Genomic DNA, 15,115 nt, shown 5'->3' with positions numbered 1-15,115 from the left:
ATGGTTGCGGTTCGCAGTGCGCACATAAAAAAGGATGAAGAATTTAAACTCGATTCTTGGATCGAGAGCCTACAGCAGGGGCAAAAAACAGAGAATAAACTGCGCAAGCTCTATATTGATTGTGAAGAGATGTTGGCTACCCATGAGCAAAAGGAATTATTGCTGTGGCGTGGACGAGAGATGATAGAAATCCTAATCACCTTATCAATGGATAGAGCTACGTTGTTGGCGGCTCAGTTGTTCCCTGTGGTATCTAGTGGTTTGTTTGATACCGAAGAGCTTAAAGAGCGCTACGGACAAGAAATTATCAAGCTTATCGAAGGTGTGGAAGAGATGGCTGCTATCGGTCAGCTCAACGCATCTTTAGAAAACAGCAGCGCTTCTTCTCAAGTTGATAACGTCAGACGTATGCTCTTAGCTATGGTTGATGACTTCCGCTGTGTGGTCATCAAGTTGGCTGAGCGTATCTGTAATCTACGTGAAGTCAAAAATGCACCCGATGAGGTGCGCCAAGCGGTCGCCAAAGAGTGCGCCAATATCTATGCGCCTCTAGCTAACCGCCTCGGCATTGGTCAGCTTAAGTGGGAAATCGAAGATTATGCTTTCCGCTATCAAAATCCAACCACATACAAGAAAATCGCTAAACAACTGGCTGAGCGTCGCATAGACCGCGAACACTATATTGAAGAGTTTGTCGCTTCATTAAAAGATGAGATGAAGCGGACCAACATCAAGGCAGAAGTCAGTGGTCGTCCTAAGCATATCTTTAGTATCTGGCGCAAAATGCAGAAGAAAAAGCTCGCCTTTGATGAGCTGTTTGATGTTCGTGCTGTGCGTATCATTGCCGATGAATTACAAGATTGCTATGGCTCATTAGGGATTGTTCATACCAAATATAAACACCTGCCAAGTGAGTTTGATGATTACGTAGCAAACCCTAAGCCTAATGGTTATCAATCCATTCATACCGTGGTTCTTGGCCCTGGAGGCAAGACCATTGAGGTGCAAATTCGTACCAAGCAGATGCATGAAGAGTCTGAGCTTGGCGTGGCGGCGCACTGGAAGTACAAAGAAGGCGCATCTGGCGGGCGCAGTGGCTACGATGAGAAAATTACTTGGCTACGTAAGCTACTGGATTGGCAAGAAGAGATGTCCGATTCTGGCGAAATGCTGGATGAACTGCGCTCGCAAGTCTTTGACGATCGCGTGTATGCCTTTACCCCGCGCGGTGATGTGGTCGATTTGCCTATGGGAGCAACGCCACTAGATTTTGCTTACCACATTCACTCTGAAGTTGGGCACCGTTGTATTGGTACCAAAGTTGGTGGTCGCATTGTGCCGTTTACCCATAAGCTAGAAATGGGCGATCAGGTCGAGATCATCACGCAAAAAGAACCCAACCCTTCTCGTGATTGGTTAAACCCTTCACTGGGCTTTGTACATTCAGGTCGTGCGCGCGCCAAAATCAACGCATGGTTTAGAAAACTAGGCCGTGAGAAAAACGTTGTTGCAGGCAAAGAGATCCTTGAGCATGAGCTGTCTAAAATTGGCGCAAATTTAAAAGATGCGGATGCATCTACGCTGAAGCGCTTTAACGTCAATTCAGTCGATGAGCTTTATGCGGGTATTGGTAGTGGTGATTTGCGTATCAACCAAGTCATCAATCACATCAATGCAGTGGTCAATAAACCGACCGCGGAAGAAGAAGACAAACAAGCACTGGCTAAGTTAAAAAGCCCAGACTCCACTATGCCCGTTGCGAGCAAGCCTCACAAAGACGCAGTAGTGGTGGAAGGGGTAGACAACTTAATGACTCACTTGGCGCGCTGTTGTCAGCCGATTCCAGGCGATCGCATCAGTGGTTATATTACCCAAGGTCGCGGCATTTCAGTGCATCGCAGTGATTGTGAACAATTAAACGAGCTTAGATTGCATGCCGCAGAGCGTATTATCGATACGGTGTGGGGGAGTGGTTTTGTGGGGTCGTTTATACTGACCTTGCGAGTGGAAGCCCTTGAGCGTACGGGTCTGTTAAAGGACATTACTACGCTTATTACCAATGAGAAGCTCAAGGTCGCCAGCATGCGTTCTCGCACGGATTACAAACGTCAATTAGCCATCATGGATTTGGATATTCAAGTCAGTAATATTGAAATCAGCTCTCGCGTACAATCACGCATCGAGCAAATCAAAGATGTGATATCCGTTAAGCGTCTTGGCTAACTTATTTGTATCAAATCGTAAATTTACTAAGCCCCTTATTAGGGGCTTTTTTATCAATAAATTGGAACTCCCATGTCATCTGAAACAGCAAACACTTCGGCAAACTCCATTCAACAACTGCTTACTATCATGGCTACGCTACGAGACCCAAAGCAGGGCTGTCCATGGGATATTAAGCAAGATTTCGATAGCATAGTGCCGCACACCATCGAAGAAACTTACGAAGTCGTGGATGCTATTCACAACAAGGACTGGAATAATCTAAAGGAAGAGTTAGGCGATTTACTGTTTCAAGTAATCTTCTATTCGCAAATGGCCAAAGAGCAAGATTTGTTTGATTTCGGCGATGTGGTTGATGTACTCAATGAAAAATTAGTGCGCCGTCACCCGCATGTCTTTTCAGATGCTAAATTTGCTAACGAACAAGAAATAAATGACAACTGGGAAGCGGAAAAAGCGAAAGAAAAAGCCCAGTTAGGCAATGTTGAAAAAAGTATTCTAGACTCTGTACCAAAGTCTTTGCCGGCATTAAGTCGCGCCAATAAAATCCAAAAACGATGTGCTAAACATGGTTTTGATTGGGATAGTCTTGGGCCGGTAGTGGATAAAGTGCATGAAGAAGTACAAGAAGTTTTAGATGAAGCTCTGCAAGTCACGGTTGAGCAACATAAAGTGGAAGATGAGTTGGGCGATCTGTTATTTGCCACCGTCAACCTTGTCAGACACTTGAATTGCAACCCCGAAGTTGCGCTGGCTAAAGCCAATAATAAGTTTGAACGTCGCTTTAAAGCCGTAGAGCAAAAAGTGCGCGAACAAGGTAAATTATTGGACGAGTGTGATCTAGAATATTTAGATTCGCTGTGGGACTTAGTGAAGCTAGATGAACGGAAGTAAAATCGCCGAAACAGGCTGATTTGATTTGAAGCAAAAAATTAAAAAAAGGCTTGTGATAAGTTTCACGTTGTGGCGATAAAGGGCTTCTGGTATATTTACATCCCGTCTAGAAGATATCCATTTCCCTCATTCAACCAATTTCAGGTTAAACATGACGACAAATTACATTTTTGTTACTGGCGGGGTTGTTTCCTCACTCGGTAAAGGTATTGCAGCAGCATCATTGGCTGCTATTTTAGAAGCTCGTGGTCTTAAAGTGACCATGATGAAGCTTGACCCTTACATCAACGTTGATCCGGGTACTATGAGCCCGACTCAGCATGGTGAAGTGTTTGTCACGGAAGATGGCGCTGAAACTGACCTTGACCTTGGTCACTACGAAAGATTCATTCGTACCAAGATGACTAAGCGCAACAACTTTACTGCAGGTCGTGTTTACTCAGACGTACTAGCAGCTGAACGTCGCGGTGATTACCTAGGTGCGACTATTCAGGTTATTCCTCACATTACTAATGCGATCAAAGACCGCGTAATCGTTGGTTCTAAAGGCCACGACGTGGCTATCGTTGAAGTGGGTGGCACAGTCGGTGATATTGAGTCTCTACCATTTATGGAAGCGATTCGTCAGCTAGCGGTTGAATTAGGCCGTGAGCGTGCGATGTTCATGCACTTGACTCTAGTTCCTTACCTAGCTGCTGCGGGTGAAGTGAAAACCAAACCAACTCAGCACTCGGTTAAAGAGTTGCTATCAATTGGTATTCAACCAGATATTCTTGTTTGCCGTAGTGACCGCATGGTTCCTGCAAACGAGCGTAAGAAAATTGCTTTATTCTGTAACGTACAAGAAAAAGCAGTTATCTCAATGAAAGATGTAGATTCAATCTACAAAATCCCACAACTGATCAAATCTCAAGGTCTAGATGATCTTGTTTGTACTCGTTTTGGTATTGACGCTCCAGAAGCTGATTTGTCTGAATGGGAACAAGTTATCTATGAAGAAGCTAACCCAACGGGTGAAGTGACCATTGGTATGGTGGGTAAATACATCGAATTACCAGATGCTTATAAGTCAGTTAACGAAGCATTAAAACATGCAGGGTTGAAAAACCGTCTTAACGTCCATATTAAGTATGTAGATTCACAAGATGTTGAAAGCAAAGGTACTGAAGTACTGGCTGGTCTTGACGCAATTCTTGTTCCTGGTGGTTTCGGCGATCGTGGTGTTGAAGGTAAGATTCGCGCGGCACAATATGCACGTGAAAATGAAATCCCATACCTTGGTATTTGTCTAGGTATGCAAGTGGCACTGATTGAGTTTGCACGAAACGTTGCTAACCTTGCAGATGCACATTCAACAGAATTTAATAAAGACACTAAAAATCCTGTGGTAGGCTTGATTACTGAATGGGTTGATAGCGAAGGTAAAGTTGAAGAGCGTAATGCAACTTCTGACCTTGGTGGTACAATGCGTCTTGGTTCACAGCTATGTCACCTAGAGAAAGGGACTAAAGCATACGAGCTATACGGTAGCGCTGAAATTCATGAGCGTCATCGTCACCGTTACGAAGTGAACAACAATTTACGTCCGTTGATTGAGAAAGCTGGTCTTAAAGTATCAGGTCTATCAGCAGACAAAAAACTGGTGGAAGTAGTAGAAAACCCTGCGCACCCTTGGTTCGTAGCGGCACAATTCCACCCAGAATTCACATCGACTCCTCGCGATGGTCACCCATTGTTTGCAGGTTTCGTTAAAGCAGCTGGTCAATACCATCGCGGTGAATTCGAAAAGTAAGAAAGGATGCAAGGGGTGTTGAGCGGATTTTTATAGCACCCCTTAAAAATTGACATTTTTTTGATTATAAGAGGAAACATTTAATGTCTAAGATCGTTAAAGTTCTAGGTCGTGAAATTATCGACTCACGTGGTAACCCAACAGTAGAAGCTGAAGTACACCTTGAAGGCGGTTTCGTAGGTATGGCTGCTGCTCCATCTGGCGCATCTACTGGTTCTCGTGAAGCTCTTGAGTTACGTGACGGCGACAAGTCTCGTTTCCTAGGTAAAGGCGTACTTAAAGCTCTTTCTGCTGTAAATGGCGACATTGCTAATGCTCTAATCGGCAAAGACGCAAAAGACCAAGCTGCTATTGACCAAGTAATGATCGACCTAGATGGAACTGAAAACAAATCTAAGTTCGGTGCTAACGCTATCCTTGCTGTATCTCTAGCGAACGCTAAAGCAGCTGCAGCTGCAAAAGGCATGCCTTTGTTCGAGCACATCGCTGAACTAAACGGCACTCCTGGCGTATTCTCTATGCCTCTACCAATGATGAACATCATCAACGGTGGCGAGCACGCTGATAACAACGTTGATATCCAAGAGTTCATGATTCAACCTGTTGGCGCTAAAACTCTTAAAGAAGCACTACGCATCGGTGCTGAAGTATTCCACAACCTAGCTAAAGTACTTAAGTCTAAAGGCCTTAACACTGCAGTTGGTGATGAAGGTGGTTTCGCTCCAAACCTTGAGTCTAACGCTGCTGCTCTAGCTGCAATCAAAGAAGCTGTAGAAGCTGCTGGTTACGTGCTAGGTAAAGACGTTACTCTTGCTATGGACTGTGCTGCTTCTGAGTTCTTCGACAAAGAAACTGGCAAGTACAACATGAAAGGCGAAGGCAAAATCTTCACTTCTGAAGAATTTAACTTCTACCTACAAGACCTTGCTAACCAATACCCAATCGTTTCTATCGAAGACGGTCTTGACGAGTCTGATTGGGCTGGCTTCAAGCACCAAACAGAACTACTAGGTGACAAGCTTCAACTAGTAGGTGACGATCTATTCGTTACAAACACTAAGATCCTTGAGCGCGGTATCAAAGAAGGTATCACTAACTCAATCCTAATCAAGTTCAACCAAATCGGTTCACTTACAGAGACTCTAGCTGCAATCAAGATGGCTAAAGATGCTGGTTTCACAGCAGTTATCTCTCACCGTTCTGGCGAAACTGAAGATGCAACTATCGCTGATCTAGCGGTAGGTACTGCTGCAGGCCAAATCAAAACTGGTTCTATGAGCCGTTCTGACCGTGTTGCTAAGTACAACCAACTTATCCGTATCGAAGAAGCACTAGGTGAACGTGCTCCTTTCAACGGTCTTAAAGAAGTTAAAGGCCAATAATTTACTAACTTATTGCGGTAACTGAGTCATCAGATTATTGCAATAACAATGTTGAATTATTTGCATATACTTTTAAACACCTCGCGTTAGCGGGGTGTTTTTTTTTGTATTTTTCGCATCATTGGCGTATTTTTCTCGTCATTAACCCAGATGCGTGTCGTCTATTAGCTGAATATGTTATAAATATTAATTGGCTGAGGATAATGCCAATCCAAATACGCTGTTGAGTATGTTTGCCCGTTTAAGGCGAAATAATAACGTATCTGGATAAGCATAATTGGTTTGAACCCTTGGCGATTAAGTAAGGATTTTGTCGTGCGTTTATTTTCTATATTGTTATTTTGCTTACTATTACTGATGCAGGCTACGCTGTGGATTGGTAAGAATGGTGTGAATGATTATCGCCAAGTAAAAGATGAGGTAGCGATACAAAGCTCTGTAAACTCTGAATTACGCAAGCGCAATGATGAAATGTTTGTTGAAATTGACGACCTTAAACAAGGCCTTGATGCTATTGAAGAACGAGCGCGTCATGAACTTGGCATGGTTAAAAAAGGTGAAACCTTTTATCGAATCATCGATACCGACTAACTTTACAAGCGGTTTTCAACTTGAATAAATATATAGCTATTGTCCCCGCTGCCGGAGTCGGTAGTCGGATGCAGGCGAATAAGCCGAAACAGTATCTCATGCTGCATGGGAAAACTATCCTAGAACACACAATAGAGAAGTTGTTATCACATCCTCAAATATCAGAGGTGGTAGTAGCAATTAGTGAAAACGATGGATACTTTTCTGATACCTCTCTGGCGTGTCATCCTTTAGTTACCCGCGTTGCGGGTGGCAAAGAACGCAGTGACTCAGTATTAAGTGCGCTCAATCATCTTATCGAGCAAGGTTATCAAGATTGGGTGTTAGTGCATGACGCTGCCAGACCGAATGTGTGCTTGGACAATATCACCTCATTAATCGAGCAAGGCACGCAACATGGCGTTGGCGCTATTTTGGCCGCTCGAGTTCGCGATACCATGAAGCGCTCATCGAGCAACAATGAAATCGATTCTACCGTCGAACGTGCGCATCTATGGCATGCATTAACACCACAAATGTTCCGTACGCCTGAACTACATAGCGCTTTACAATCCGCTTTGCACAATCATCATCCTGTCACAGATGAAGCGTCTTGTATGGAGCTTATAGGGCGATCTCCGTTGTTGGTAGAGGGACGTTCGGACAACCTTAAAGTGACCCAACCTGAAGATTTAGCTTTGGCTGAGTTTTATTTAACTGCGACGACAACCCAGGAGTAATTATGATCCGAATTGGACATGGTTTTGACGTACATAAATTTGGCGGTGAAGGCCCAATCATTATTGGTGGGATTTCAGTTCCGTATGAACAAGGGCTTTTGGCTCACTCTGATGGTGATGTTGTCTTACATGCGGTCAGTGATGCGCTGTTAGGGGCTATCGCCGCAGGCGATATTGGTTACCACTTCCCTGATACTGATGATAAATGGAAGGGTGCGAACAGCCGTGAACTGTTAAAAGAAGTGTATCGCCTAGTGAAAGAGCAAGGCTATGTGCTGGGCAACCTAGATGTGACCATTATGGCGCAAGCCCCTAAAATGGCACCTCATATTCAAGCTATGCGCAATGCCATTGCCGAAGATCTACAAACAGAGATCGGCAATGTGAATGTGAAAGCCACCACAACAGAGCGTTTGGGCTTCACCGGACGCAAAGAAGGAATTGCAGTAGAAGCTGTGGTTCTGATCCAACACCCTAATAATTAGAGGCGCACTCCATCTTATGAGTGACATATTATCAAACTTGGCTTATTTACACGGTAAGCCACAAGCAAAAGCAAAATTAAAAGCAAAAGCTGAGCACTTTGTGGTTAAAGAAGATCTCGGTTTTGAGTTGGCAGGCAGTGGTGAACACTTAATGCTACGAGTACGCAAAACCGGTGAGAACACTAGCTTTGTGGCGAACGAACTGGCCAAATTCTGTGGCGTAAAATCAAAAGATGTAAGCTGGGCTGGATTGAAAGATCGCCACGCTGTTACTGAGCAGTGGTTAAGTGTACATCTTCCTAAAAGTGATGATCTTAACTTTGCTTTGTTTACCCAAATGCACCCAAGCATCGAAATTTTAGAGACCACCAGACACAATAAAAAATTGCGTCCAGGCGATCTAAAAGGTAACTCATTTGAGCTTACTCTAAGTGAAGTGACCGATGTTGAAGCGGTAGAAGCACGTCTACAAGCCATTTCTGAGCAAGGTGTGCCAAACTATTTTGGCGCGCAACGTTTTGGTAATAACGGCAATAACCTTGATGAAGCTCGTCGTTGGGGCCGTGATAACGTACGTACTCGTAATCAAAACAAACGCAGCTTGTACCTTTCTACAGCTCGTTCATGGATTTTCAACCAAATCGTGTCGGCACGCATAGAGCAGCAGTGCTTTGATAGCGCTATTCTCGGCGATGTATTGCTCTCTTCTACGGGCACTGTGTTGCTGGATGAAGCGACACTTGCCAATGCGCCAAGCCTTGGCGCAATAACGGCCGCTTTAGCGGGTGATAATGCCTTGCCAACGGCAAATAAAGCGCTAGAGATAGAACAAGTTGCAGTAGATGCCGAACCTGATTTGATGGCCTTGATCCGAGGCAATCGCATGCGTCATGATCGCCGAATCATCAAACTGATCCCTGAGCAATTAACTTGGTCTAGTGAAGGCGACCAAGTAGTGATTAAGTTCTGGTTAGACTCTGGCTGTTTCGCTACTTCTATTATGCGAGAGGTCGTTGAAGAGATCCCGTTTGAACGTTCGTTTGACTAAGGGATTGCATGAAAATTTTATTAAGTAATGACGATGGCGTGCATGCCGAAGGTCTTCGAGTACTTGCCGAAGAGCTAAAACAGATTGCCGATATCGTGATTGTCGCACCCGATAGAAACCGTAGTGGTGCGTCTAATTCATTGACTCTCGAAAACCCGCTACGAGTGGATGAGATAGAGCCAAATGTATTTTCTGTACAGGGTACCCCAACAGATTGCGTGCATTTTGCGTTAAATGAATTAATGAAAGATGACTACCCAGATCTTGTATTAAGTGGCATCAACCACGGTGCGAATCTGGGAGATGATGTGTTGTATTCAGGTACGGTGGCAGCTGCTATGGAAGGGCACTTTTTAGGTGTTCAATCCATTGCAATATCACTAGTAGGTAGCACACACTTTAAGACGGCAGCTAAGATTGCCCGTCAGTTAGTAGAGCAACATCTCAGCAAACCGATTCCGACCAATCGTTTATTGAATGTGAATGTGCCCGATGTGGCATGGGATGCGATTACAGAAACGGAAGTGACGCGACTGGGCGCAAGACATCATGCTGAAACTATGATCAAACAGCTCGATCCTAGAGGCAAGCAAGTGTATTGGTTAGGGCCTCCAGGGAAAGAGCAAGATGCGGGTATGGGAACCGATTTTTATGCTATCGAGCACAAGCATGTTTCCATTACGCCTTTGCAAGTTGATCTGACAGCGCACGAATCACTGCTTAGTATGGACAGTTGGCTAAAAGGATAGAATGGGACATTATCAAGCACAACGGCTTTCTGAACACCTGCAATTGTTAGGTATTCAGGACGTGACAATCTTAAAGGCTATCGCAAGTTTACCGCGCGAGTTTTTTTTGTCTGAGGCTATGCGTCATCAGGCTTATGACAATAATGCTTTACCGATTGGTAATGGGCAGACCATCTCTCAGCCTTATATTGTCGCAAAAATGACAGAGTTGCTTGAACTTGAATACCACTCTAAGGTCTTAGAAGTGGGAACAGGTTCAGGTTATCAAACAGCAGTGTTAGCACAGTTAGTTGAGCGAGTGCATACCATTGAAAGAATCAAAACTCTGCAATGGGATGCTAAGCGCAGATTAGCTAAGCTTGATATTTATAACGTGTCATCAAAATATGGTGATGGTTGGAAAGGTTGGAGTGCTCATGCTCCCTTTGACGCCATTATAGTGACTGCCGCCGCCGCTGAATTGCCACAAGCATTAGTGGATCAGTTAGCCATTGGTGGTCGCTTGATTATTCCTATTGGTGAAACGGATCAGCAATTGCTGAAAATTGTCAAACAAGAGTCGGGTATTCGCTCTGAAATTATTGAAAACGTTAGGTTTGTACCTTTAGTTCAGGGAGAACTGGCTTAGGTTTATGGAAAGATTATTACGCTTAGTCATTGCTGCTTTAATGATTGTTTCACTAGTAGGTTGTGCGCCTAGTGGACAAACAAGTAATCATCGTGGTTATAAACAAGCTGATCGAGGTAGTTATCGTGGTAGTTATTACACGGTAAAAAAAGGCGATACGCTGTATTATATTGCCTATGTGACTGATCGGAATGTTAACGGTCTGATTCGGTTTAATAATCTAAAAGCCCCCTATACTCTGCGGATTGGACAGAGGATCCGCCTGTGGTATCCAGAAACTCCAGCTTATACTTCAAGTAAATCCATTGCGGTGGCTAGCGCTCCTACCAGTCACACTCATAAGACCTCTAGCACAATGCAAAAAAGTGCACATGCAAAGGTTGATAAGCATTCAACAAAGGAGTATGTTAGCTCTAAACAAGGTGTTAACAGTGCTGTAACATCAACCGCATCATCAAACCAAAAAATTGCGTCTTGGAAATGGCCAACGAAAGGGCGAGTAATTAACAAGTTCTCCTCTGGCGAAACAGGAAACAAAGGGATTGATATTGCCGGTCAGCGTGGACAAGCTGTTATATCAACTGCCAAAGGTAGTGTTGTGTATTCGGGTAATGCGTTACGTGGTTATGGAAACCTGATTATCGTGAAACACAACGACAACTATCTTAGTGCTTATGCTCACAATGATAAGTTGCTAGTCCATGAGGGACAGCAAGTTACCGCAGGGCAAAAAATTGCCACTATGGGCAGTTCAGGTACCAATGGCGTCAAGTTGCACTTTGAAATTAGGTATCAAGGAAAATCCGTTAACCCGGAGAGATATTTACCCTGACAGATAGCATTTGAAAATGCACGTTTGTTGAGCCATTGGAGGCAATATGAGTATGGATAACACAGCAGCAAAAGTGGATGACTTAGTTGAAGATAAAGCTAATGACGAGCTAGGAGCTGGCATCGTCGAAGCGGTTGAACAAACCCCTGCCAAGGAAGAGTTTGATGTTTCAGCAAAGAATTTAGATGCAACCCAACTGTATCTTGGTGAGATTGGTTTCTCGCCTCTTCTCACAGCCGAAGAAGAAGTGCTCTATGCACGACGCTCTTTGCGCGGTGATGAAGCCGCTCGTAAACGTATGATCGAAAGTAACCTGCGTTTGGTTGTGAAAATTTCCCGCCGTTACAGCAACCGTGGTTTGGCTCTACTCGATCTTATCGAAGAGGGTAACCTTGGTCTTATCCGTGCGGTAGAGAAGTTTGATCCTGAGCGTGGCTTCCGTTTTTCGACTTACGCTACATGGTGGATTCGTCAAACTATCGAACGCGCTTTGATGAACCAAACTCGTACTATTCGCTTGCCTATTCACGTCGTTAAAGAGCTAAATATTTATCTGCGTACCGCTCGTGAGCTTTCGCAAAAGCTAGACCATGAACCGACTGCTGAAGAAATCGCGCAAAAACTGGATAAGCCGGTAGACGATGTCAGCAAAATGCTGCGTTTGAACGAACGCGTGAGTTCAGTGGACACGCCAATTGGCGGTGATGGCGATAAAGCATTGCTGGATATCATTCCAGATATCAACAACTCAGATCCAGAAGTCTCTACCCAAGATGACGACATCAAACACTCTCTAATTGATTGGCTAGATGAACTGAACCCGAAACAAAAAGAAGTGCTTGCACGTCGTTTTGGCTTATTGGGTTACGAACCATCTACTCTAGAAGAAGTTGGGCGTGAAATTAGCCTGACTCGTGAGCGTGTTCGTCAGATCCAAGTAGAAGGCCTACGCCGATTAAGAGAGATTTTATTGAAGCAAGGTTTGAACATGGAATCGCTATTTAACTTTGATAGCGAATAATTGATAGCGAATAAGCAATAGTATAACGATTGAAAAAGAAGAGCCTGATTTCGTAAGAAGTCAGGCTCTTTTGTGTTTCTAGTCTAGAGATAGCTTGTCGAATAATACCAATCACACTAAGTAAGCTAGAATGATCAGTTATTTAGTACGATTGGTACAAAGCGCTATAACATTTTTTTCAAACGATACAGCTCTTCAAGCGCTTGTCGTGGCGTAAGATCATCAGGATCAATATTGCCTAATGCCAACTCCACATCACTAGGTTCTGGGATCAAACTGAGTTGGTTGGCAACCTCGACCGTCGATGCGACATTGCTTTGTGGTTGAGCGCTGAGCTGTTCCAGTAGGCTTAACTTTTGTCGTGCATTTTTGATTACCGCTTTAGGTACACCGGCAAGCCCTGCAACAGCCAAGCCATAAGACTTACTGGCGGCACCTTCTTGGACAGCGTGCATAAAGGCAATATCGTCACCGTGTTCAACCGCATCAAGGTGTACGTTTGCCAATCCCTGCAATTGAGCCGGCAATTCAGTAAGCTCAAAGTAGTGAGTAGCAAATAAGGTTAGTGCGCTAATTTGATTAGCCAGCCACTCCGCACTTGCCCAAGCTAAAGACAAACCATCATAGGTACTTGTACCGCGCCCAATTTCATCCATCAGAACCAAACTGCGATTGGTGGCGTTGTGTAAAATATTGGCGGTTTCCGTCATCTCAACCATAAAGGTAGAACGACCAGAGGCAAGATCATCAGAAGCACCAATACGGGTAAAGATGCGGTCAAGAAGCCCAATGTCTGCCGATTGTGCCGGAACGTAAGCGCCAATATGTGCCAGTAATGCAATTAACGCGGTTTGACGCATATAAGTCGATTTACCCCCCATATTAGGGCCAGTAATAATCAGCATTTTACGCTGTGGGTGTAGGTCGACTGGGTTGGCAATAAATGGGTCCTCTAACACTTGCTCCACAACAGGGTGTCTGCCATTGGTAATAGCAATCCCAATATTGTCGTGAATATTTGGGCGACAATACTCTAAGGTATCGGCTCGCTCTGCTAAGTTTTGCAATACATCCATTTCTGATAGAGCAGCCGACAGTAATTGCAGTTGGCTTAAATGTGGCAATATCAGATCAAATAGCTCTTCCCATAAACCTTTCTCAATGGCCAATGCTTTGGATTTTGAGTTAAGGACTTTGTCTTCGTGCTCCTTTAGCTCAGGGATAATATACCGCTCGGCATTTTTTAAAGTTTGGCGACGAATGTAGTGCGGCGGAACTAAATGGCTCTGTCCTCGGCTGACTTGAATATAGAAGCCGTGTACAGCGTTGTAGCCGACTTTTAACGTATCAATGCCGTGTCTTTCACGCTCATCTGCTTCTAGCTTTTCTAGGTATTCGGTTGCGCCATTGGCGAGATCGCGCCATTGATCTAACTCTTCGTTATAACCTTCCGCTAATACGCCACCATCACGAATGACCACTGGCGGATTTTCTTTAATGGCACGCTCTAACAGTTCACACAAGCTTTCAATTGGCTTTGAGTCTGTGGCGAGAGTTTGCAAGTGTGAGTTTTGCAGGGTTTGCAAGGCCACTTCTAATTCAGGAAGTGTTTGCAAGGCTGAGCGAAGGCGAGCCAGATCTCTTGGTCTAGCGGAGCGCAACGCAAGTCTTGCGACAATACGTTCAATATCACCGATTTGTTTTAGGATCTGATTTAGATCTGGATATAAAGCCTGCTCTTTTAGCTCTGTAATGGAATCTAAGCGGTTGTTTAATACGGTCAACTCACGAGTCGGCTGATGTAACCAACGTTTAAACATGCGGCTACCCATTGCCGTTGCCGTATGATCAAGAACCTCTGCCAGAGTGTTATCCATGCCACCGGCTAAATTGGTGGTAATTTCCAAGTTACGACGAGTTGCGGCATCTAAAATAACTGAGTTGTCTTGTCTCTCGATAGTAATAGAGCGTATATGTGGCAAAGCGGTGCGCTGAGTGTCTTTAACATACTGGATTAAACAGCCTGCTGCACACAGCGCTACTTCGGATTTTTCAACGCCAAAACCAATGAGATCTTTGGTGCCAAATTGAATGTTTAACTGCTGTTTGGCCGTTTGCAGTTCAAATTCCCACTCTGGTCTACGGCGATTGCCATGACGACCTTCCATGATATGTACAGCAACAAACTCTTCGGGGAACAATAGCTCTTTTGGGCTAGTACGTTGCAACTCGGCAAGCATAGCTTCTTCTGTTTCAGGCTCACTCAATAAGAAGCGCCCTGAAGTAATATCTAAAGTGGCGTAACCAAATTTACCGTTGTGCTGATAAATGGCGGCAATGAGGTTATCTACGCGCTCGCTTAACAAGGCCTCATCGGTGACCGTGCCGGGGGTGATAATACGTACTACTTTTCGCTCAACCGGGCCTTTTGAGGTAGCAGGGTCGCCAATTTGCTCACATATGGCGACGGACTCACCCAATTGCACCAGTTTGGCGAGATAGCCTTCAACGGCATGAAAAGGGACGCCAGCCATAGGAATCGGTTCGCCAGCAGACGCGCCGCGTTTGGTTAAAGAGATATCTAACAGCTGTGAGGCGCGTTTGGCATCGTCATAAAATAATTCATAGAAATCACCCATGCGGTAAAAAAGCAAGATCTCAGGATTCTCTGCTTTAAGCTTATGATACTGCTGCATCATTGGAGTGTGTTTTGGCTTAGATTTTACCGACATAATAGGTTCTGTTGCTTTC

Annotated in this window: 13 protein-coding genes; 12 read left to right on the top strand and 1 reads right to left on the bottom strand. The window is 44.5% G+C overall.

From position 1 onward, the window contains the following. From relA to rpoS, 12 genes are all read left to right on the top strand, one after another. Positions 1 to 2,223, top strand: coding sequence for a GTP diphosphokinase (gene relA / locus QV280_RS10630; RefSeq protein WP_152819445.1), 2,223 nt, complete (start codon positions 1 to 3; stop codon positions 2,221 to 2,223). 72 nt (positions 2,224 to 2,295) lie between these two features. Then, on the top strand, positions 2,296 to 3,117 hold the full coding sequence (gene mazG / locus QV280_RS10625; protein ID WP_023405010.1) for a nucleoside triphosphate pyrophosphohydrolase: 822 nt from the start codon (positions 2,296 to 2,298) through the stop codon (positions 3,115 to 3,117). Positions 3,118 to 3,268: 151 nt separating this feature from the next. After that, complete coding sequence (locus QV280_RS10620; RefSeq protein WP_152819446.1) at positions 3,269 to 4,909, top strand: CTP synthase; 1,641 nt, start codon at positions 3,269 to 3,271, stop codon at positions 4,907 to 4,909. A gap of 83 nt (positions 4,910 to 4,992) precedes the next feature. Then, positions 4,993 to 6,291 (top strand): phosphopyruvate hydratase, encoded by a 1,299-nt coding sequence (eno, locus tag QV280_RS10615; protein WP_021712277.1) that lies wholly within the window; start codon positions 4,993 to 4,995, stop codon positions 6,289 to 6,291. Positions 6,292 to 6,606: 315 nt separating this feature from the next. After that, complete coding sequence (gene ftsB / locus QV280_RS10610) at positions 6,607 to 6,882, top strand: cell division protein FtsB (RefSeq protein ID WP_021712276.1); 276 nt, start codon at positions 6,607 to 6,609, stop codon at positions 6,880 to 6,882. Between the two features lie 68 nt (positions 6,883 to 6,950). Continuing rightward, positions 6,951 to 7,601, top strand: coding sequence for a 2-C-methyl-D-erythritol 4-phosphate cytidylyltransferase (ispD, locus tag QV280_RS10605; RefSeq protein ID WP_052029630.1), 651 nt, complete (start codon positions 6,951 to 6,953; stop codon positions 7,599 to 7,601). 2 nt (positions 7,602 to 7,603) lie between these two features. Next, entirely contained in the window at positions 7,604 to 8,086 is a 483-nt protein-coding gene (gene ispF / locus QV280_RS10600; protein ID WP_021712274.1) for a 2-C-methyl-D-erythritol 2,4-cyclodiphosphate synthase, read from the top strand. 16 nt (positions 8,087 to 8,102) lie between these two features. Continuing rightward, a complete protein-coding gene (truD, locus tag QV280_RS10595) occupies positions 8,103 to 9,134 on the top strand; it encodes a tRNA pseudouridine(13) synthase TruD (protein WP_021712273.1) in 1,032 nt (343 codons plus the stop codon). A gap of 8 nt (positions 9,135 to 9,142) precedes the next feature. Further along, the gene (gene surE, locus QV280_RS10590) at positions 9,143 to 9,883 is read left to right on the top strand and encodes a 5'/3'-nucleotidase SurE (RefSeq protein ID WP_152819447.1); all 741 of its coding nucleotides are present in this window, start codon (positions 9,143 to 9,145) and stop codon (positions 9,881 to 9,883) included. A 1-nt stretch (position 9,884) separates the two neighbouring features. After that, complete coding sequence (locus QV280_RS10585; protein ID WP_023405014.1) at positions 9,885 to 10,511, top strand: protein-L-isoaspartate(D-aspartate) O-methyltransferase; 627 nt, start codon at positions 9,885 to 9,887, stop codon at positions 10,509 to 10,511. Positions 10,512 to 10,515: 4 nt separating this feature from the next. Then, positions 10,516 to 11,343: a peptidoglycan DD-metalloendopeptidase family protein gene (locus QV280_RS10580; protein ID WP_023405015.1), complete on the top strand. Its 828-nt coding sequence runs from the start codon at positions 10,516 to 10,518 to the stop codon at positions 11,341 to 11,343. A gap of 46 nt (positions 11,344 to 11,389) precedes the next feature. Further along, positions 11,390 to 12,364 (top strand): RNA polymerase sigma factor RpoS, encoded by a 975-nt coding sequence (gene rpoS / locus QV280_RS10575; protein WP_152819448.1) that lies wholly within the window; start codon positions 11,390 to 11,392, stop codon positions 12,362 to 12,364. Between the two features lie 164 nt (positions 12,365 to 12,528). Here the strand turns inward: rpoS and mutS are convergent, their stop codons facing one another. Further along, positions 12,529 to 15,096, bottom strand: coding sequence for a DNA mismatch repair protein MutS (mutS, locus tag QV280_RS10570; protein ID WP_152819449.1), 2,568 nt, complete (start codon positions 15,094 to 15,096; stop codon positions 12,529 to 12,531). Positions 15,097 to 15,115 lie beyond the last annotated feature (19 nt).

The sequence above is a fragment of the Vibrio sp. B1Z05 genome, assembly GCF_052955985.1.
This window is presented reverse-complemented; position numbering and strand designations above follow the sequence as displayed.